The 18,957-nt window shown below is 66.3% G+C and carries 21 protein-coding genes, 2 tRNA genes and 1 other RNA gene; 8 read left to right on the top strand and 16 right to left on the bottom strand.

Translation table 11 applies throughout. The features are described from left to right. Positions 1–123 precede the first annotated feature (123 nt). Complete coding sequence (locus ACDH77_RS05255; RefSeq protein WP_372353753.1) at positions 124–1,995, bottom strand: glycosyltransferase family 39 protein; 1,872 nt, start codon at positions 1,993–1,995, stop codon at positions 124–126. Between the two features lie 37 nt (positions 1,996–2,032). Between ACDH77_RS05255 and ACDH77_RS05250 the strand changes: the two genes are divergently transcribed. Genes ACDH77_RS05250 through ACDH77_RS05235 form a run of 4 tightly spaced genes read left to right on the top strand, consistent with a single transcriptional unit; the run spans position 2,033 to position 6,422 of the window. Then, on the top strand, positions 2,033–2,986 hold the full coding sequence (locus ACDH77_RS05250; protein ID WP_031421433.1) for a MoxR family ATPase: 954 nt from the start codon (positions 2,033–2,035) through the stop codon (positions 2,984–2,986). Between the two features lie 4 nt (positions 2,987–2,990). Next, positions 2,991–3,947 carry a DUF58 domain-containing protein gene (locus ACDH77_RS05245; protein WP_008571614.1) on the top strand — a complete coding sequence of 319 codons (957 nt, stop codon included), beginning with the start codon at positions 2,991–2,993 and terminating at the stop codon, positions 3,945–3,947. Next, on the top strand, positions 3,940–5,892 hold the full coding sequence (locus tag ACDH77_RS05240; RefSeq protein WP_008571616.1) for a transglutaminaseTgpA domain-containing protein: 1,953 nt from the start codon (positions 3,940–3,942) through the stop codon (positions 5,890–5,892). The genes ACDH77_RS05245 and ACDH77_RS05240 overlap by 8 nt, the downstream gene beginning before the upstream one ends. After that, entirely contained in the window at positions 5,889–6,422 is a 534-nt protein-coding gene (locus ACDH77_RS05235) for a Slp family lipoprotein (RefSeq protein WP_007968994.1), read from the top strand. Before ACDH77_RS05240 ends, ACDH77_RS05235 begins: the two co-directional genes overlap by 4 nt. 117 nt (positions 6,423–6,539) lie before the next feature. Here the strand turns inward: ACDH77_RS05235 and ACDH77_RS05230 are convergent, their stop codons facing one another. From ACDH77_RS05230 to dnaX, 4 genes are all read right to left on the bottom strand, one after another. Continuing rightward, positions 6,540–6,890, bottom strand: a complete 351-nt coding sequence (locus tag ACDH77_RS05230) for a histidine triad nucleotide-binding protein (protein WP_008571618.1) — start codon at positions 6,888–6,890, stop codon at positions 6,540–6,542. A 93-nt stretch (positions 6,891–6,983) separates the two neighbouring features. After that, positions 6,984–7,577, bottom strand: coding sequence for a recombination mediator RecR (recR, locus tag ACDH77_RS05225; protein ID WP_008571619.1), 594 nt, complete (start codon positions 7,575–7,577; stop codon positions 6,984–6,986). A 97-nt stretch (positions 7,578–7,674) separates the two neighbouring features. After that, positions 7,675–7,995: a YbaB/EbfC family nucleoid-associated protein gene (locus ACDH77_RS05220; RefSeq protein ID WP_014089537.1), complete on the bottom strand. Its 321-nt coding sequence runs from the start codon at positions 7,993–7,995 to the stop codon at positions 7,675–7,677. A 6-nt stretch (positions 7,996–8,001) separates the two neighbouring features. Continuing rightward, the gene (gene dnaX, locus ACDH77_RS05215; protein ID WP_031421430.1) at positions 8,002–10,053 is read right to left on the bottom strand and encodes a DNA polymerase III subunit gamma/tau; all 2,052 of its coding nucleotides are present in this window, start codon (positions 10,051–10,053) and stop codon (positions 8,002–8,004) included. Positions 10,054–10,188: 135 nt separating this feature from the next. Here dnaX and ACDH77_RS05210 point away from each other — a divergent pair. Together ACDH77_RS05210 and ffs are read left to right on the top strand one after the other, a co-directional pair. Further along, positions 10,189–10,281, top strand: a tRNA-Ser gene (locus tag ACDH77_RS05210). A 75-nt stretch (positions 10,282–10,356) separates the two neighbouring features. Beyond that, positions 10,357–10,453: signal recognition particle sRNA small type (ffs, locus tag ACDH77_RS05205), an RNA gene on the top strand. Between the two features lie 385 nt (positions 10,454–10,838). Here ffs and ACDH77_RS05200 read toward each other — a convergent pair. From ACDH77_RS05200 to ACDH77_RS05170, 7 genes are read right to left on the bottom strand one after another with little or no spacing between them, the layout of a single operon-like run. Beyond that, on the bottom strand, positions 10,839–11,285 hold the full coding sequence (locus ACDH77_RS05200) for a molybdenum cofactor biosynthesis protein MoaE (protein ID WP_031421428.1): 447 nt from the start codon (positions 11,283–11,285) through the stop codon (positions 10,839–10,841). Beyond that, positions 11,282–11,527 carry a molybdopterin converting factor subunit 1 gene (moaD, locus tag ACDH77_RS05195; RefSeq protein ID WP_008571288.1) on the bottom strand — a complete coding sequence of 82 codons (246 nt, stop codon included), beginning with the start codon at positions 11,525–11,527 and terminating at the stop codon, positions 11,282–11,284. Before moaD ends, ACDH77_RS05200 begins: the two co-directional genes overlap by 4 nt. After that, positions 11,527–12,021: a cyclic pyranopterin monophosphate synthase MoaC gene (gene moaC / locus ACDH77_RS05190; protein ID WP_031421425.1), complete on the bottom strand. Its 495-nt coding sequence runs from the start codon at positions 12,019–12,021 to the stop codon at positions 11,527–11,529. The genes moaD and moaC overlap by 1 nt, the downstream gene beginning before the upstream one ends. 24 nt (positions 12,022–12,045) lie before the next feature. Next, positions 12,046–12,426 carry a DUF4440 domain-containing protein gene (locus ACDH77_RS05185; protein WP_008571291.1) on the bottom strand — a complete coding sequence of 127 codons (381 nt, stop codon included), beginning with the start codon at positions 12,424–12,426 and terminating at the stop codon, positions 12,046–12,048. Continuing rightward, positions 12,423–13,454, bottom strand: coding sequence for a GTP 3',8-cyclase MoaA (moaA, locus tag ACDH77_RS05180; protein ID WP_031421422.1), 1,032 nt, complete (start codon positions 13,452–13,454; stop codon positions 12,423–12,425). Before moaA ends, ACDH77_RS05185 begins: the two co-directional genes overlap by 4 nt. Then, on the bottom strand, positions 13,454–14,203 hold the full coding sequence (locus tag ACDH77_RS05175) for an MBL fold metallo-hydrolase (RefSeq protein WP_031421420.1): 750 nt from the start codon (positions 14,201–14,203) through the stop codon (positions 13,454–13,456). Before ACDH77_RS05175 ends, moaA begins: the two co-directional genes overlap by 1 nt. After that, the gene (locus ACDH77_RS05170; RefSeq protein ID WP_008571294.1) at positions 14,203–14,952 is read right to left on the bottom strand and encodes a 3-deoxy-D-manno-octulosonic acid kinase; all 750 of its coding nucleotides are present in this window, start codon (positions 14,950–14,952) and stop codon (positions 14,203–14,205) included. The genes ACDH77_RS05175 and ACDH77_RS05170 overlap by 1 nt, the downstream gene beginning before the upstream one ends. Before the next feature lie 20 nt (positions 14,953–14,972). Here ACDH77_RS05170 and ACDH77_RS05165 point away from each other — a divergent pair, with 20 nt between their 5' ends. After that, positions 14,973–16,022, top strand: a complete 1,050-nt coding sequence (locus ACDH77_RS05165) for a glycosyltransferase family 9 protein (RefSeq protein WP_031421417.1) — start codon at positions 14,973–14,975, stop codon at positions 16,020–16,022. 211 nt (positions 16,023–16,233) lie between these two features. Here the strand turns inward: ACDH77_RS05165 and ACDH77_RS05160 are convergent, their stop codons facing one another. Then, positions 16,234–16,638 (bottom strand): DUF6165 family protein, encoded by a 405-nt coding sequence (locus ACDH77_RS05160; protein WP_014089517.1) that lies wholly within the window; start codon positions 16,636–16,638, stop codon positions 16,234–16,236. A 99-nt stretch (positions 16,639–16,737) separates the two neighbouring features. Continuing rightward, positions 16,738–16,828 (bottom strand) — tRNA-Ser (locus tag ACDH77_RS05155). Between the two features lie 185 nt (positions 16,829–17,013). Between ACDH77_RS05155 and ACDH77_RS05150 the strand changes: the two genes are divergently transcribed. Then, positions 17,014–17,718 (top strand): PP2C family protein-serine/threonine phosphatase, encoded by a 705-nt coding sequence (locus ACDH77_RS05150; RefSeq protein WP_011346592.1) that lies wholly within the window; start codon positions 17,014–17,016, stop codon positions 17,716–17,718. A gap of 41 nt (positions 17,719–17,759) precedes the next feature. Here ACDH77_RS05150 and dnaQ read toward each other — a convergent pair whose 3' ends face one another. Next, positions 17,760–18,494: a DNA polymerase III subunit epsilon gene (gene dnaQ, locus ACDH77_RS05145; protein WP_008571573.1), complete on the bottom strand. Its 735-nt coding sequence runs from the start codon at positions 18,492–18,494 to the stop codon at positions 17,760–17,762. Between the two features lie 8 nt (positions 18,495–18,502). After that, the gene (gene rnhA / locus ACDH77_RS05140) at positions 18,503–18,955 is read right to left on the bottom strand and encodes a ribonuclease HI (protein WP_008571574.1); all 453 of its coding nucleotides are present in this window, start codon (positions 18,953–18,955) and stop codon (positions 18,503–18,505) included. Between the last annotated feature and the right edge of the window lie 2 nt (positions 18,956–18,957).

The raw sequence follows: 18,957 nt of genomic DNA, 5'->3' as shown, positions 1-18,957 counted from the left end.
CGTTTTCGCTCAGTATCTCTGATCGAGTTGCAACACTCCTCACCCACAGCCTACGTCTTCGGCCCGAGAAACAGGACAACGTAGAAGTTTGCTTGAACAGCGTGGCGACTCTTGCCGACCGCTCTAACGGGCGCTCGATCGGTGCAACTGGGCATCATTTCTGACAGTAATAAGTGGTTGCTCCCACCAATCTTCCACGCTGCCGTCGCGGCCGTGCAGGCGTAGCCCCAACCAATGCGTGCCGGACGGCAAGGCGTGGGTGTCGAGCGTGGCGGTGAAGCCGACGTTGGGGTGCTGTGGGTCGTTGGAGATTTTCCAGTATGGGCGCACATCGAGCGGCGTGCCGTACCTAGCCTGCGCGACCGGGCGACCGTCGAGCAGCAGCTCGACATTCGCCAGCCCGACGCCATCCTTGAAGGCCCAGCCGCGCACCTCAAACTTGCCGGACACCGAGACCTTCGGCAGCGGCGCATCGATCCAGGCCATCGCCGGGGCCACGCACGGGCCCGGCTGGCGTTGCGCAGGCAGTGCGAACAGCAGAAAGCGCTGATAGCCGTGATCGGTGGACACCACGGTGGGCGGCGGCAGCGGGCCGACCATGTCGCAGATGGCGTGGTAGCGCTTCAACAGCTCGCGATAGCGCTGATCGCTGGGTGAGAGCACCAGCAGCCGTGGTCCGGTGCGCGTGCCATCGCTGAGCAGGCCCCACTGCTGCAGCTGCGCGCTGCGCCCGTGCTTGTCGTTCAACGTGGCAGGCAGCACCTCGATCTTGGCGTCGTGCAATTGGAAGCCGAGCTCGGCGCCAACCTTGAAATTTTCTGCCAACACGCGTGTGCCTGGCGGCATCTGCGCCAATCGGGATTTGACCGCATGGGCCAGATCGTTCCAGCCGGCGAAGTTGCGCGGGTAGTACTTTTCGCCAGCGGCATGCGCGCGGATCGACGGCACCGACACCGCCAGGTAGTAGCCGTATGCGCCAAGCATGCCCAGCAGTGCGATGAGCCACGCCGCGCGGCGCTGCGGATGCGGCCAGCGCATCAAGATCACCGGCACCGCCACCAGCAACGCCAGGTAGCCGGGCAATGGCCAGTGGAAGCTGATCCGCTCGGCATCGCTGAAGAAGCCCAGCACGAAGATCGCCACGGTCGAAATGCCGCCGAGCAAACCGAAATAGCGCCACTGCGCGCGCGAGCCGCCGCCGCTGCGGGTGCCGGCCAGACCGACCTTGACCATCGCCCAGGCCAGTAGCGGCGTCACCGCCACCGTCTGGATCAGCACAAACCACAGCCCGCCGATCTGGAACCGCCACGGGTGCCGGTCGACCAATTGAAAACGCAACCCGGCTTCGTCGTGGTCGGTATTCCAGAACAGCAGCGGCAGCCAGCTCACCGCGCCGACGGTCAGTGCCATCCAGATGCGTGGGTCGCGCAACACCGCACGCCCCTGCGGGATGCACAGCAATGCGATGCAGCCCACCCCGATCACCCCGACAAAGCGGTAGTGGCTGAGCGCGCCGATGACCAGGCCGATGGCGAGCTCCAGCGCGCTGGTGGCATCGACCTCGCGCAACAAGCGCGCCCCGGCATCCATGCACAGCACCGCCGCCAATGCCATCGGCACATCCGGCACGGCCAGAATGCCCAGCGTTGCAGACAGCGGCATCAGCAAGGTCAGGCTGCCAGCTTGCCACCCCATCGTGGAGCCGAACCAGCGTGTGGCGATATGCGCGATCAACCAGGGAATCAGCGCGGAAATGGCCAGAAACGGTAGCCGCAGCGCCAGCAGATGATGTCCGCCCAGCTCCACGCCCAGTCGCGCCAGCCAGGCGGTCATGCCCGGCAGATCCGAATACGCCGCCGCCAGATGCTGGCCTTCCTGCCAGTAGAAGGCCTCGTCAACGAAGAGCGGCAAGCGTGCGGCGATCAACAGCTTGACGGCTGTCGCCAGTGTCCACAGGATCACGAAGGTGCGATGTGCGCGTTGGTCCCCCTGCATTGCCCTGTGCACTCTTCTTTTCACCTACGGAATTGTGATGTCGACACCGCTGCGTTCCACGGAAATGCTAACCGATGCGCTGCGCCAATCGCTGCGGCGCGCGCAAGACCAGGTCAATTCGCTGCTGCTGGGCAAGGCGCAGGAAGTGCGGCTGGCATTCGTGGCCTTGCTGTCCGGAGGACATTTATTGATCGAGGACCTGCCCGGCCTGGGCAAGACCACGCTCGCCCACGCGATGGCCTCCAGCCTGGGGCTGGGCTTCCAGCGCGTGCAGTTCACCTCCGACCTGCTGCCGGCCGATGTGCTGGGCGTGTCCGTTTACGACGCCGCCTCGCGGCAGTTCCAGTTCCATCCCGGACCGGTGTTCACCAACGTGCTGCTGGCCGACGAAATCAACCGGGCCCCGCCGCGTACGCAGAGCGCGCTGCTGGAAGCAATGGCCGAGCAGCAGGTGACCCTGGATGGCGTGACGCATGCATTGCCGGAGCCGTTTTTCGTGATTGCCACGCAGAACCCGGTCGATCTGTCCGGCACCTTTCCGCTGCCCGATTCGCAGCTGGACCGTTTTCTGCTGCGGCTGAGCCTGGGCTACCCCAGCGCCGATGCCGAGCGTGCGCTGCTGTCGGGTACGGATCGGCGCGAACTGATTGCCCAGGCCGCCCCGCAACTGAGCGACGCCGACGTGGTCGCGCTGCGCGGGGTGGTCAACCAGATCCATGCCAGCGATGCGCTGATCGGCTATGTGCAGGCCCTGTTGCTGCGTAGCCGCCAGCATGCTGGGGTGCGCGTAGGCCTGTCGCCACGCGCTGGGATCGCCTTGCTGCGCGCGGCCAAGGCCTACGCATTGCTGCTTGGGCGCGAGCACGTGCTGCCCGAAGACGTGCAGGCGCTGTTTGTGGCCGTGGCCGGGCACCGGCTGGTGCCGGAAGCCGAATCGTCGTCCGGGCCGGCACTGGCCAAGGCGCTGCTGCACAGCGTGCCGGTGGACTGACCTGGTGCGCGCGCACCTGCGCGGCATCGTCCGCCGACTCAGCCTGCTGGCGCGGCCGCGGGGCGCGGAGGGCTTGCCGATCGTGCTGGATCGGCGGCGCATCTATGTGTTGCCGACCCGCTTCGGGCTGTTCGTCACGGCGTTACTGCTGGCGATGCTGCTCGGCGCACTGAACTACAACAACAATCCGGCGCTGCTGCTCGCGCTGTTGCTGGCCACGGCCGGGATCGCCAGCAGCATCATGGCGCACCTGCAGCTATCGGCACTGCGTATCGAAGCGGTCTCGGCCGAACCGGTGGTCGCCGGCGAACCGCTGCGCATGCGGGTGTCGCTGGCGCGCCGCGATACCCGCTTACGACGCGGGCTGCGGCTGGATCATCTGGACAGCAGCGGCTTCTGTGCGTTGATCGAGCACGACATGGCCGAGATCGACCTGCTGGTGCCGACCGAGCGCCGCGGCTGGCAGGATATCGAGCGCATCCGCCTGTCCAGCACCCAGCCGCTGGGCCTGGTGCGCGCCTGGTCGTGGGTATGGCCGGAAACGCCGTTGCTGGCCTACCCCCGGCCCGAAGAACAGGGTCCGGCGTTGCCCGAGGGGACGGGCTCGCCCAACAAGACGCGTCTGCATGCGCAAGGCGAAGAGCTGCACCAGCTGCGCCCGTATCGCGCTGGCGACGCTCCGCGCACGATTTCCTGGAAACACTCGGCACGGCGCGACACGCTCTTGGTGCGCGAATACGAACAGCCGCTGGGAATCGACGTCACACTGGACTGGCGGGCGCTCAGCGCGCTGCCGTACGAGCGCCGCATTGCGCGCCTTGCCCGCTGGGTCAACCTGGCCGAGCGCGACGGGCGCCGGTATCGCCTGCTGTTGCCTGGCCAGCCACCGTTAGGTCCCGCGCAAGGACCTTCGCACCACCACCTGTGCCAACGCGCCCTGGCCCTGCTTCCGCATGACTGAGCCCTCGCCCCCGATCAGCCAGGCCAGCCGCGCCTGGGTACTGGCCACCAGTTGGCTGGCCTTGACCCCGCTGCTGTTGCAGTTGCCCGGCCTGCTTGCGGCCACTGTCGCGGTGGCGGCGGTGCTGGTCGGCGTGCTGAGCTGGCGCGGCACCTTGATGGCGCCGGTGCGGCTGTTGTTGGTGATCGCAATGCTGGCGGCGGTGTATTGGCAGATCGGCATGCGCTTTGGCCGCGACACCGGCTGCGCGGTGCTGGCATCGATGCTGGCGATCAAGGCCTCCGAACTGCGCACCTTGCGCGATGCCCGCAGCCTGTTGGGTTTTGCGTTGTTCGCACCGTTTGCCGCCTTTCTGCTCGACCAGGGCCCGGCAACGATGGGCCTGGCATTGTTGGCGGTGGTCAGCGCCTTGCTGAGCATGCAGCGGCTGGCCGACGAAGAACAGCACACCGCCACGCCGGCCCTGCGCCTGCAATTGCGCAGTATGGGCAAGCTGGTTGCCATCGGCGTGCCGCTGGCGCTGGCCACGTTCTGGTTGCTGCCGCGGCTGAGTGCGCCGCTGTGGGGCGTGCCCGAGCGCGCGCTATCCCGGCCTGGCCTGTCGGACAACATGTCGCCGGGCGAATGGATCGACCTGATGGCCGACGACAGCCCGGCCTTGCGCGTGCAATTTGCCGGCAAGGCGCCGCCGCCGCAACAGCGCTACTGGCGCGGCCCGGTGATGTGGGACTTCGACGGCCGCACCTGGCAGCGCGCGCACTGGACCGGCCGCGGTCAGCCCGCTTCGGTCACCGCAGGTCCGCAAACCTACCGTTATCGCCTGGATTACGAGCCCACCGATCGCCGCCAGCTGGTGTCGCTGGATCTGCCTACCCAGGGCGTGCCCAACGCCGAGTTATCGCCGGACTACGAACTGTTCGCGCAACGGCCGTTGAGCGCACTGACGCGCTGGGACCTGCAATCGGCGCCGCCAACACGCTTCGATACCGACCTGCCCGACCAGTTGCGCAAGCGTGCACTTGCCCTGCCGCCCGGTTTCAATCCGCGTACGCTGACGCTGGCACGGCAATGGCGTGGCGAGGCCGGCAACAACGACGATGCGGTGGTGCAGCGCGCACTGCAGTGGATCACCCGAGAATTCGCCTACACGCTGGACACGCCGCTGCTCGGCCGCAACAGCGTCGACGAGTTCCTGTTTCAGCAAAAGGCCGGTTTCTGCGAACACTTCAGCTCCTCGTTCGTGGTGCTGATGCGCGCGGCCGGCATCCCGGCGCGCGTGGTGACCGGGTATGCCGGCGGCACCTACAACCGGTTGGGCAATTACTGGGTGGTACGCCGCATGGACGCGCACGCCTGGGCCGAAGTCTGGCTGGCCGGGCGTGGCTGGGTTCGCGTGGACCCCACCGCCGCAGTGGCGCCGGAACGCATCTACGACACCCTCGAAGATCGCCTGCAAGCCGGCGGCGGCAACGACTTCGCCGACCTCGGCACATGGGCCAGCCTGGGCCAGGTCAGCGACTGGCTGCGGCGCGGCTGGAACGAGCTAGTGCTGTCCTTCGATGCCGACCGTCAGCAACGGCTGCTGCAACCCTTCGGCATCGATCGCCTGGACACCTCGCAGCTGGCCGCCATCTTCGGCGTGTTCGCGGTAAGCGCGCTGGCGTGGATGGGTTGGCTGCTGGCACGTGGCGAACGTGAGCGCGACCCGTTGCTGCGTGCCTGGCACCGCCTGGGCCGCCGCTACCGCAAGCTCGGCCTTGCCCGTGAACTGCACGAACCGGCCGGTGTGTGGGCGCAACGTGTCGCCCGCTCACACCCGAATACGGCACTGTTGGCACTCAGCCAACGTTTCGCTGCCGCGCGATACGCTGGCGCTGATTCGGACAGCGCCACTCTCTTGAAAGACTTGCTGCAGCATCGCCCGCGAACCGGAGCTTCCTCATGAGTACCCGTTTTCTTGTTCCTCTTATCGCTGTGCTCGGGCTCGCAGCCTGCGCCACCGCACCCAAGCCGCTGCAGGGCCAGTTCCCCGCGGTCAGTCCGAGTGATTCAACTGCCAGCGCCCAGGTCGGCACGTCCGTGCGCTGGGGTGGCAAGATCATCAAGACCACGCCTGGCCAGGGCCAGACCTGCTTCGAGCTGATCTCGCGCCCGCTCAATGCCAGCGGTCGCCCCGACCGTAATGCCGTGGATGCCAGCGATGGCCGCTTCCTGGCCTGCCGCTCGGGCTTCTATGATCCGGCGGTGTTCGAGCCGGGCCGCGAAGTGACCTTCATCGGCAAGATCGAAGGCTACGAAACCACCAAGATCGGCGAATACGACTACAAGCTGCCCAAGGTCAATGCCGACGTGGTCTACCTGTGGCCGGTCGTGCGCGACGTGGAAGTCGTGCCGGCTTACCCGTATGGCCCGTGGGGCGACCCGTGGGGCCCGCGCTGGGGCGGCGGTTGGGGCTGGGGCCGCGGCTGGTGGTAATGCGCCGCTGAGCTGGGTTACTCGCAAAAACGCCGCTCGCAGGGAGCGGCGTTTTTGTTTGTGCACGACGATCGCTGCATGACGCGGCTTGCGCGCAACGCGCGATCCGACGACGCGTCAAGGCGTGCCGAAGCGGCCCAGCGGCGCACCGGCCAGCAAATGCAGATGGAGATGGAACACCGTCTGGCCGGCATGCTCGCGGCAATTCATCACGATGCGGTAGCCGTCTTGCGCCAGCCCTTGTGCGCGCGCATAGGTCGCCGCTGCGATGGCCAGCTTGCCAACCAGCAGCGCCTGCTCCGGCGGCACATCGTCCAGGGTCGGAAAGGCATGCTGCTTGGGAATGAAGAGCACATGCACCGGCGCCTGCGGCGCGATGTCTTCGAAGCCCAGCACCTCATCGTCCTCGTAAACGATGGTGGCCGGAATTTCGCGACGAATGATTTTGCCGAAGATGGTGTCGGTCATAGACGGGATTCGGGATTCGGGATTGGCCAAAGCTTACCGCGCGCGCCGACCGGCTTTTGCGAATCCCCAATCCCGACTCCCCAATCCCGGCCCTCAAAGCACCTCACTGCGGGTGCCGAAGGCGTGCGACAGGGTGCCGCGGTCCACATACTCCAGCTCGCCACCCAGCGGCATGCCCTGGGCGAGCCGGCTTGGGCGTACTGCGTGCTGGCGCGCCAGTTGCGCCAGGTAATGGGCCGTGGCCTCGCCTTCGACCGTCGCATTGGTGGCGATGATCATTTCGGTCACTTCGCCGGCAGCCAGACGCTCGCCGAGCCGATCCAGCCCCAGTTCGCGCGGGCCGATGCCATCCAGCGGCGACAGGCGCCCCTGCAGAATGAAATACAGCCCGCGGTAGCCGGTGGCATGTTCGATCGCCAGGCGATCGGCCGGCGACTCCACCACGCATAGTTGCTGCCGGTCGCGGCTGCTGCTGGCGCAAATGCTGCAGATTTCCGATTCGGTGAAGTCGCGGCATTGCACGCAATGCCCCACCTTTTCCACCGCGTTGCCCAACGCAGCGGCCAGCCGCCGCCCGCCCTCGCGCTCGCGCTCGAGCACGTGATAGGCCATGCGCTGGGCCGACTTCTGGCCCACGCCGGGCAATACCCGGAAGGCCTCGATCAGTTGTTCGAGCAAAGTGGACATTGGGTGGCCGGGATTGGAAATTCGGGATTTGGGATTCGCAACGGCAAAGGCCTTTGCGCTTGGCTAATCCCGAATCCCCACTCCCGAATCCCCTCGCTTAGAACGGCAACTTCATGCCCGGCGGCAACTGCATGCCGGCGGTCGCAGAGCCCATGCGGTCCTTGGATTCGGCGTCGATCTTGTTGGAGGCGTCGTTGAAGGCGGCGGCGATCAGATCCTCGGCCATCTCCTGGTCGGAGAGGATGCTCGGGTCGATGCGCACCTTGCGGCACTCCTTGGCGCCGGTCAGCGTCACGCTGACCATGCCACCACCGGCAGTGCCGATGACTTCCAGCTTGGCCAGTTCTTCCTGGGCGCGCTGCAGGTTTTCCTGCATCTTCTGCGCCTGCTGCATCAGTTGGGCAATATTTCCACGCATGGGTCGTTACTCGTCGTAAGGGCGGATGGAATCGGGCACGATCCGCGCGCCTTGCTGCTGGATCAGCAACTGCACCGTCGGGTCGTTCATGAAGGCTGTTTCGGCCGCGCTCTGGCGCTCGCCTTTCTGGCGGTTGGCACGCTCGTGCAAGGTTTCGACATCGGCGCTGCCGGTTTCGATGACGATGCGCGGCGGGTTTCCCAACACCGGTGCCAGCGCCTGCGCGAGGTTGGCGATGGAGCGCTCGGAGTTCAGATATTCGAAGCCCGGCGCCAGCGCCAGCCGCAGCACGCCATCGCGATGGCCGATAAATGCGGCGTTGGCGGCCAGCTGCCGCGACGGGCCATTCAAGCCGCTGCGCGTGACCAGCTCCAGCCATTGCTCGGCATCGGCGATGCGGCCGTCATCGAGCAGGGCCGTCGCGTCGGTCGCCGAGCCTGATGCAGCCCCTGCCGTTGCCGATGGCGCGACCACCGCTGGCTCCTCAAGCGACGAGGGCTCGACAAGCGAAGACACTGCGACCGAAGCCGGAGCCTCCACCACAGCGTCGGACGCAATCGCATCGGGGTGCGCGAGCTCGACGGTGGCAGCTGGCGGAGCCATCGCCGCTTCAGGCGCAAGCACGGCCATCGTGTCGGGTGCCGGCGCGACCTGCGCACGCACCGGCGCATCGTCCACTGCCCACGGCGGGGTGTCGTCATTACGCGCACTGGCTGCAGACGCACGGCTGTCCGGAGAAGACTCTTGGGGGGCAAGCACGACAACGGGAGGCGCAGCCGAAATCGGCGTTGCCCGGGTCGCTGATGCCGGCAAGGACGCTTCCGCAGCCGGCATCGTATCCGTCACCGCAGCAGGCGAGGCCACTACGGCGGGCGCTGCCGCTGCCGGCGCAGCAGCCTGACCGCCGGCAGCGCCAGAACGCGCACCACCGCCCGCCGTGGCACCGCGACCGTCGTCCGAGCCGCCAGCCGGCACCGCCGCTACGGGGCGGAAGGCAAGCATGCGCAGCACTGCCATTTCGAAACCGGCGCGCGGGCTGGGCGCCAGATACAGGTCGCGTCGCCCGTTGAGCGCCATCTGGTACCACAGTTGCACCACTTCCGGCCGCAGCTGCGCCGCAAACGGCGTCGGGTCGATCCCGTCGCCGACAAAGGCCACCGATGGCACCAACTGCTGCACCTGCACCCGGTGCAGGGCCTCGGCCAGGGCCTCCAGCACACCGCTCCAATCGGGCGAAAATTCGGCCAGCGCGGCCACCACCTGCAACAGGCGCGCGCCATCGCCATCGGCAAGCGACTGCAGCATTGCGCCGACCTGGGTGCGATCGACCGTACCCAGCATGGTGCGCACCACATCCTCGCGCAGCGCGCCGCCGGCATAGGCGATGGCCTGGTCCAGCAGCGACAGACCATCGCGCAGCGAGCCGTCGGCCGCCTTGGAAAGCTGCACGATCGCCGAGGGATCCGACTCGATCTGTTCGGCGGCCAGGATGCGCGTCATCTGCCCCTGAATCTGGTCTTCGTCCAATCGCTTGAGGTTGAACTGCAGGCAGCGCGACAGCACCGTCACCGGCAATTTTTGCGGGTCGGTGGTGGCCAGCAGGAACTTCACGTGCTCCGGTGGCTCTTCCAGCGTCTTCAGCAGCGCGTTGAACGCCGCCTTGGACAGCATGTGCACTTCGTCGATCAGATAGACCTTGAACTTGCCGCGCGAGGGCATGTACTGCGCGTTTTCGATCACCTCGCGCACATCGTCCACGCCGGTGTTGGATGCGGCATCGATCTCCAACAGGTCGATGTAGCGCCCGGCGTCGATGTCCAGGCAGGCCGGGCACGTCCCGCAGGGATCGGCACTGGTGCCGGTCTCGCAATTGAGCGATTTGGCGAAGATGCGCGCGATGGTGGTCTTGCCCACGCCACGGGTGCCGGTGAACAGGAACGCGTGATGCACGCGCCCACTGTCGAGCGCGTTACTGAGCGCGCGGACCACGTGTTCCTGGCCTACGAGTTCGGCAAAACGCTTCGGGCGCCACTTGCGGGCGAGAACGAGATAAGACATCGGGCAACCGGCTCTGTTTGAGCCGATATTGTGCCACGCCCGGTCTCAGCGACTGCGGCTGGAAGATTCAGCTTGTGGTACGGGCCGGCGACCGCTAGAATTTGCGGCCCTGTTCGACCACGGTCGGGCAGGCACGGAGAGGTGTCCGAGTGGTTGAAGGAGCACGCCTGGAAAGTGTGTAAGCGTCTAAACCGCGCTTCGGGGGTTCGAATCCCCCTCTCTCCGCCAGTTTCATGATTTGCGCAAAGACACCCATGTCGCAAATCGCAGGGCCATGCCAATGGCCCACGTCTTATGGTGGCCCCGTCGGTCCCTCGCGACGCTAGATCGAAAATCCCGCCAGGGCCGGAAGGCAGCAACGGTATCGATTGATGCGGGCGCCGAGGTCAACCGGCGGGGACACCACCCCAACTTTCGGCAATGCCAGGCGAACTAGCTGGAACCTCTGCCTTGGGCGCGATTGATCGAACAACTGCGATCATCACGTGCAGCGCTGCGCGCATGCGCAAAGCCGAGGCGAAAAGCCGACCAGTCATTCGTATCCGCCGTGGCGACGGCGCCCCCATCCCCGCAACGTGAGCGCTTCCCACGGCGCGATGCGGGCGCCGAGGTCAACCGGCGGGGACACCACCCCAACTTCGCAAGACTCCAGGCGAGCTACCCGGAGGATCGACTTGCGCACGATTGATCCAGCGAAAAGCAGCAGTCAGCTCGTGCTGCGCCGCGCGGCTATGCAAGGCCGGCGCCGGCTCGCGCGCGGGTGCGTGCCGGACCGCATCCGCCTGCTACGGTTGCGATTGGGGATGCAACCAACCCGCATCGCCTTCCAGGTAATGCTCGTTCTTCCAGATCGGCACGCGCGCCTTGACCTCATCGATGATGTAGCGGCACGCATCGAATGCGGCGCCACGGTGCGCCGCACTGACGCCGACCCACACCGCCATGTCGCCGATGCGCAGCTCGCCCACGCGGTGCACGCAATGCGCGTGCACGATGGCGTATCGCTGCATTGCTTCGTCCAGCACACGCTGCCCTTCGGCCTGTGCGAGCGCGGCATAGGCTTCGTAGCGCAAGCCGGCCACGCCGCGGCCTTCGTTGTGATTGCGCACCCAGCCTTCGAAGCTGGCGAACGCGCCGGCATGCGGATGTTCCGCCCCCGCACGCAGCCGATCGATCGGCAACGGCACCTCGGAAAGCGCAAAGATCGCTGCAACCTGTTCGCTCACGCTCAACCTCCCGACACTGGCGGAATGAACACCACTTCGCTGCCATCGCGCAGCGCATCCTCCCAGCGCGCGAATGCGCCATCCACGGCCACACGCAACTGCGCAGGCGTCCAGCGCAGGCCATGCCGCGCATCGAGTTCCGCGTACAGGCTGCGCAGATCCTGTGCGCCGCTCTGCACGCGCTCGTCGGCAATTCCTGCGGCCTCGCGCAGGCTGGCGAAATACAGCACCGTCACCGTGGCGGTCATTATGCCGCTCCGATGTCGCGCTTGCCGCCGCGCTTGGACACCAATTTGGTCGGACCAATGCTCATGCTGTGCGACAACGCCTTGCACATGTCATAAACCGTCAACGCCGCCACGCTGGCACCGGTGAGCGCTTCCATTTCCACGCCGGTACGATGCACGCAGCGCACCGTGCAACGGATGTCCAGCAGCTGCTCGCCCGCCCAGTCGATCTCGAAACGGCAGGCATCGATCGGCAATGGATGGCAGAACGGAATCAATTCGTGCGTGCGCTTGACCGCCATGGTGCCGGCAATCACCGCCGTCTCCACGATGCCGCCCTTGGCACTACGCAAGCCGTTGGCGCGCAACTGTGCGGCCACGGCCGCCGGAAAGCGCACGCGGCTTTCCGCAGTGGCGCTACGGGCGGTAACCGCCTTGTCCGAGACATCCACCATGGTGGGGAGCCCGGCATCATCCAGATGGGTCAGGCGGGCGGAGCGGGAATTTGCAGGCATGGGAAGCGACGCGAAGACAGGCACTCAGGATGCGGCATTCTCGGTGAACAAGGTGCCTTGATGGAACAGCAGCTGCCATCCAGCAGCATTGCTGCGCCACAACGAGCTGCGCAAGGCCTGCCGCTCAACACCCTGACGGCGATCCACCGACCGATAGCGCACCTGCGCAAGATCCGGTGCCAGCCGCGCGCATTCGAAGTCTTCTGCGCAGTACTCGGCAGCGACACCGGGGGCGCGCAGGGCCGCGATCACCTCGCTCCGCGTGTACCGGCGGCCCGACGTACCGAACTCGACAAAGGCCGGATCGAGCAGCGCTTCCAACACCTGCACATCGGCACGCTGCTGCGGAACGAGCAGACGCAGCTCCAGCGTGCGCAGTTGCATCAGCAGCGCGTCCTCGCTCATCCGCCGATCAAGAACATCTCGACCGGCTTGCCGCGCCGCGGCACCGAGGCGCGCACTTCGCTGTAGCGGTCGCCACGCACGCTCCAGCGCTGGCGCAGATGCGTCGCCAGCGCAGGCTCGCCGTTGGCCAGGGCCGGCTTGAGGTCGTGGCCCTGACTGGCGAACAGGCAGGTATACAGATGCCCGTCGGCCGAGACGCGCGCACGCTGGCAATCGCCGCAGAACGGCACGCTGACCGAACTGACGAAGCCCACTTCGCCAGCGCCATCCGCAAACGCGTGGCGCTGCGCCACTTCACCGGTGTAATTGGCGTCCAGCGCCACCAACGGCCAGCGTGCATGGATGCGTTCGTGCAATTGCGCCGAGGTCACCACCGCATCCGCCGTCCAGCCATTGCAACTGCCCACATCCATGAATTCGATGAAGCGCAGCACGTGCCCGGTGCCGCGGAAGTGCTCCACCAACGGCAGCACCTGATCTTCGTTGACGCCACGCTGCACCACGCAGTTGATCTTCAGCCGCTGGAAACCGGCCTGCTCGGCGGCGGCAATGCCAGCCAGCACCTGCGCAATTTCGCCGCGATCGCCGCTCATGCGCCTGAACAACGCCGGTTCCAGCGCATCCATGCTGACGGTGATGCGGCGCAGCCCAGCCTGTCGCAGCGCGACGGCCTGGCGCCCAAGCAAGGTGCCGTTGGTGGTCAGCGCCAGATCTTCGATGCCCTCGATCGCGGCCAGCCGTGCGATCAGGCTCGGCAAGTCGCGCCGCAGCAGCGGCTCGCCGCCGGTCAGGCGCACCTTGGTCACCCCGACCGAAACGAAGGCACGCACCAGGGTTTCCAGCTGATCGAAACTCAACCGCTGCTGCGAGTCGAAGCCGTAATCGTCTGGCACGCGATCGGCCGGCATGCAATACCCGCAGCGGAAATTGCAGGCCTCGATCACCGACAGGCGCAGATCGCGCAGCGGACGGCCATAGCGGTCCTGCATCGGCGCCGTGGCAAGATCCGGCAGCAGCAAGGCGCCCATCAGGGCACCGTCGCTGCGGTCGGGTTCGCCAGCGCAAGGTATTGGCCGGGCACGGCAACGCGGTGGCCACGTGCACGCAGCACATCGCCGTCGGCGTCGCTGGCGTAGTGGTACAGCAGCATGCGGTTCAACAGGTCCTGCGGGTATTCCCGCTCCAAATCGTCCACGCCAGTATGCGACGGGTTGCCGTGAACGCCGCAGTCATGCGCGATGAGCTCGCTGTCGTCCGCATAACGCTTCAGCATCTCGGGGATCGGCCGGGTATCGCCAGTCCAGACCAGCGCCCCCTGCAAACGCAACCCGTAAGCCGTCTCGGGCCAGTGGTGGCGGACCGGGAACACTTCCAGCCGCACGCCGTCGTGCCAGAACGCATCGCCGACCGGCACCAGCTGGAATGCGTCCCAGAAGTTCGCCCCGCCCTCGGCCAGCACATTCGGGTAATCGGCGATGCGCCGCTGCAGCAGCGGCACGACCGGCGCCGGCACGTACAGGCGCGTGCGCCCGCGGCGCTCGGAAAAATAACTGTCGACGAACACCCGTTCCAGGCCACCGACATGGTCCAGATGCACGTGGGTGATGAAGATTGCCTGTGGCAGCTGGCCATAGTGAGCCTGATAGGCGGTCAGCCCCTCGCTGCCGCAATCGATGGTCAGCCAGGGCGCACCGGCGCGCTCGAGCGTGGCCATCGGCGAGCCAAGGGCCACCGCCGACGCATTGCCGACTCCCTGCACCCGCAAGCCCCAGTCCATCAGTAGCCCCGGCCCCAGGCCAGTTCGTAGGCGCGATGCAGGCGCGCATAGTCCTTGTCGACATCCTCGCGGCTGCGGTTGCCGCGCAGCTTCAACAGCGAGCGATGCAGCCGCCTGAGGTTGCGCTCGCGCCAGCGCGTGGCCGGAATGCGCAGCACGCCGCGGTCGAAATCGATCAGCCAGCCATGCCCGCCGGCATCGAACAGGATGTTGTGCGCGTTGAGATCGGCGTGATCCAGGCCAGCGCGATGGAAGCGTGCAATCAGCTGGCCGGTCGCCTCCCACGGCGCACCGCGACCGGCCACCTGGGCGTGGTCGGCCAATGAGCGCACGTTTTCCAGCCGCTCCATCAACAGCGCAGCGCGATAGCCCACGCCTTCGCGCAGATAGCAGGCGGCCAACGGGCGCGGCACCGGCAACTTGCGTTTGATCAGTTCGCGCATCAGCCGGAACTCGGCAAAACTGCGCGTGCGCCCTGCCCCTTTCCACAGGTAGCGATCGCGGCTCACGCGTGCGGCCATGCCGCCGCGCAGGTACTGCCGCAACACGCTATGGCCGAATGGCGCATCCACGAACCACGCGCCGCCACGCCCGCCCGCGTCCACCGGCCGCGCCCTGTCGCCCCACGATTGCGGCGAAAACAGGCTGGCATCGGCTTGCCGCAGCCGTTCGCGGTCGAACAGAATGGCGCCATACCCGCGACCTTCGCGGTACGGCGCCAGCGCTTCGGTGGCATCGAAAGAAACCATCTATCGAGTCTAACAACACCATGGCTGTAACGCCCGCATCGCTGTGTTTGCTGCGCTTGTCCGCCCTGGGCGATGTCACGCACGTGGTGCCGCTGGTACGCACGTTGCAGGCCGGGTTTCCTGAAACCCAACTGCATTGGGTCATCGACAAGGCCGGGCTGAAATTGCTCGAGGGTCTGCCCGGCGTGCAATTCCACGCCTACGACAAACGCAGCGGGGTGGCCGGCATGCGCGCACTACGCCGGTCGCTGGCACCGCTGGGCCGCTTCGATGCCTTGCTGCAGATGCAGGTGGCCTTTCGGGCCAATGTGCTGTCGGCCTTCGTGCCGGCGCGGCGACGCATCGGCTACGACCGCAGCCGCTCCAAGGACCTGCACGGCCTGTTCGTCAACGAGCGCATCGCCGATCGCCCCGGCATCCACGTGCTCGACGCCATCGGCAGCTTTGCCGAGCCGCTGGGCCTGCGCCAGACCCAGGTGCGCTGGGACCTGCCGGTGCCCGACCAGGCGCATGCCTGGGCACGCGCGCAATGGGACGACGATGGCCGCCCTGTACTGATGATCTCGCCCTGCTCCAGCCACCCGCGTCGCAACTGGTATCCCGATCGCCTCGCCGCGCTGGCCGATCATGCCGCCGCGCAGGGCTGGCGGATCGTGCTGTGCGGCGGCCGCAGCGACCTGGAACGCAGCACTGCCGATGCCACCGTTGCGGCCGCACGCACGCCGGTGCTGGATCTGGTTGGCAAGGACACCCTTAAGCAACTGCCTGCCCTGCTCGCGCGCGCGGACCTGGTGGTCACGCCGGATTCCGGGCCGATGCATATCGCCAACGCCATGGGCACCAAGGTGCTCGGCCTGCATGCGGCCAGCAACCCGCGACGAAGCGGCCCGTACTCGGACGTGCGCTATTGCGTGGACCGCTACGACGCCGCCGCGCGCAAATTCCTGCACAAGCCAGCCGACCAGCTACGCTGGGGAACGAAGATCGAATTCGACGAGGTGATGTCGCTGATCACCGTGGACGATGCGATCGCCGCCTTCGAGCGTTATCGCGCCGACCACCCGCGCTGACGATCGGCGATCAATCGCCGCCGGACCGCCACACGGTTGGCGCAAAAGGCGACGCAGCCAGCACTTCAGCACCGGCTCTGAAGCTGCTCGGCGATCAGGCGCCGGGCAAGTTGCAGAGGCGCCCGCACCAATGGGCGTGAGATCGAGCGAAGACGCTTCCTGCAACAACTCGCGCTGTCAGACCACCTGCGCGATCAAACCGTCAACACGCTCAGGCGCCGGTAGCGCGATAGTCCTGATAGGACTTTTCTTCCACATACGAAGAACCCAGCGCCAGGTTGATCTCCTTCTTGATGCGCGCGCGCTCGTCGTTTTCGATATACACGCTGCGCGCCAGCTGCACGAAGGCGTCATCGAAGCTCTGCGCCTGCTCCTTGAGGCGGATGTCGTCCTCGATCACCCACAGTCGCTCATTGACGGCCTTGAGCTCGGCGCGCAGGCGCACGATGTCGTGGCCGGCGGCCGGATGCGCCATCCAGCTGGTTTCCAGCGCAGACAGCTCGTTGCGCACATTGGTCAACTTGGCTGCATCGCGCATGCGCTCGGACTTGATCTGCAGGATCGCGATCTTGTCGAGCAGTTCACCAAAAGACACGGGCACCAGGATCTCGGACATGACAGGCCTCCAACGGGGATCGGGCGGATTGTAGTCATCGCCGCGGCCGGCGACTGCCACACATAAACAAAAGCCCCCTTGCGGGGGCTGATGCGAATCTGGCGGAGAGGGGGGGATTCGAACCCCCGAGGCGCTATAAACGCCTGCCTGATTTCGAGTCAGGTACATTCAACCGCTCTGCCACCTCTCCAGATGGTCCCCAGTGTCCTGGGGCCGTGCATCATACGGGCACATGGCCCGCGCCACAAGCGGCCCGGGCCGGCGCAGGCAGGTCCAGGCGTGAACCGGTGCTGCGGCACCCGTGCGTGGCGTGTTGCCGCTAACCGGCCGGGCCGCGATGATGGTGGCGCATCTTCTCCTTGGCGACCCGGCCCCATGCTCGAATTCGGACACCTCACCCATGTCGGCCTGCGCCGTGACCTCAACGAGGACACCTACTACGGCGACAGTGAGCTGGGATTGTGGCTGGTCGCCGACGGCATGGGGGGGCATGCCTGCGGGGAAGTGGCCAGCGCACTGGCCCGCGAGACCATCGTGCGGGAGATCCGCGCCGGTACCCCGCTGGCGCAGGCGGTACGCATCGCCGACGAAGAGATCATCAAGACCTCGCGCCGCTGCAACGACACCTTGCCGATGGGCACCACCGTGGTCGCCGCGCGCGTACTCGGCCAGCGTTTCGAAGTGGCCTGGGTTGGCGACAGCCGCGCCTACCTGTGGCGCGATGGCCGGCTGGCGCAGCTGAGCCAGGACCACAGCTATGTGCAGGAGCTCATCGCCCAGGGCACGCTGACCAGCGAGCAGGCACGCGCGCACCCGCATCGCAACGTGGTGACCCAGGCACTCGGCGTGACCGACCCGGCACATCTGAATGTCGCCATCATGCAAGGCGAACTCAAATCCGGCATGCAGCTGTTGCTGTGCAGCGACGGCCTGACCGAAGAGGTGGACGATGCCGCCATCGCGGCCACGTTGTCGCAGGCCGATTGCAGCGCGCAGGAATGCGTGGAATGCCTGGTCGCCGCCGCACTGGATGGCGGCGGTTCGGACAACATCACCGCGATCCTGGTGCGCAGTTACTGATGTAGCGCCGCGCGCGAGCAAAATACCTCAGGCAAGACGCCTCACCCGGCGACCGCAATCTCCTCGACCGGCGGATCCCACAACGCACGCCCTGCCTTCTTGCGCAGCTGCGCCAAGCGTGCCTCGTGGGCCTGCAATTCGGAAGCGGTCACCGCAATGCGCGGACGCGGCAACAGCAGCGCCGGGTCGAACGCAATCACGCCGCTCGCCGCATCGGTCTGCTGACCGGCGTCGGCACTGGCAAACCCGATTTCCTCCTGGCCGGAGGTCAGCGCGATATACACATCGGCCAGGATCTGGGCATCGAGCAACGCGCCGTGCAGTTGGCGATGCGAGTTGTCCACGCCCAGACGCTTGCACAAGGCATCCAGGGAATTGCGCTGCCCCGGATAGCGCTCGCGCGCCATCATCAAGGTATCGACCACCGTGGCGCGCTCGACGATGCGCCCGTAGTGATCGCCCAGCAGCGCCAGTTCGTTGTCCAGAAACCCCAGGTCGAACGCAGCGTTGTGGATGATCAGTTCCGCGCCGTCGATATAGGCGAGAAACTCATCCACCACCTCGCCGAACAGCGGTTTATCGGCCAGAAATTCCAGGGTCAGCCCGGTCACCTCCTGCGCGCCCGGCTCGAAGTCGCAGTCCGGCTTCAGGTAACGATGGAAATTGTTGCCGCTCGGGCGCCGCTCCAGCAGCTCCACCGCACCGATTTCGACGACGCGGTTGCCCTTGCGCCATTCCAGGCCGGTGGTTTCGGTATCGAGAATGATCTGACGCATGTGTCCTCTTACGATGTCGCAAGACCATCGCGCTGGGCGATGGCCTGATTGCGGGCGAGCACGTCGACGCGCTCGTTGTCCGGGTCGCCATTGTGGCCTTTCACCCAACGCCAATCGATGCGATGGCGCTGCGTGGCCGCGTGCAACCGCTCCCACAACTCGCGATTTTTGACCGGATCGCCACCGGCGGTCTTCCAGTTGCGTCGCACCCACCCCGGCATCCATTCGGTGATGCCCTGGCGCACGTACTGCGAATCGGTATGCAACACGATCTGGCACGGCTCGGTCAGCGTTTCCAGCGCCATGATCGCCGCCATCAATTCCATGCGGTTGTTCGTCGATACCGCCTCGCCGCCGGCCAGCTCCTTTTCGCGGCCGTTGTAACGTAGCAAGGCCGCCCAGCCGCCCGGGCCGGGGTTGCCGAGGCAGGAGCCATCGGTATGCACTTCAATGGATTTCATCA

The organism is Xanthomonas axonopodis pv. maculifoliigardeniae (assembly GCF_041519315.1).
In the GTDB taxonomy this organism is placed as follows: Bacteria; Pseudomonadota; Gammaproteobacteria; order Xanthomonadales; family Xanthomonadaceae; genus Xanthomonas; species Xanthomonas euvesicatoria.
Note: the sequence above shows the minus strand (reverse complement) of the source record. Positions and strands in the feature narration are given on the sequence as shown.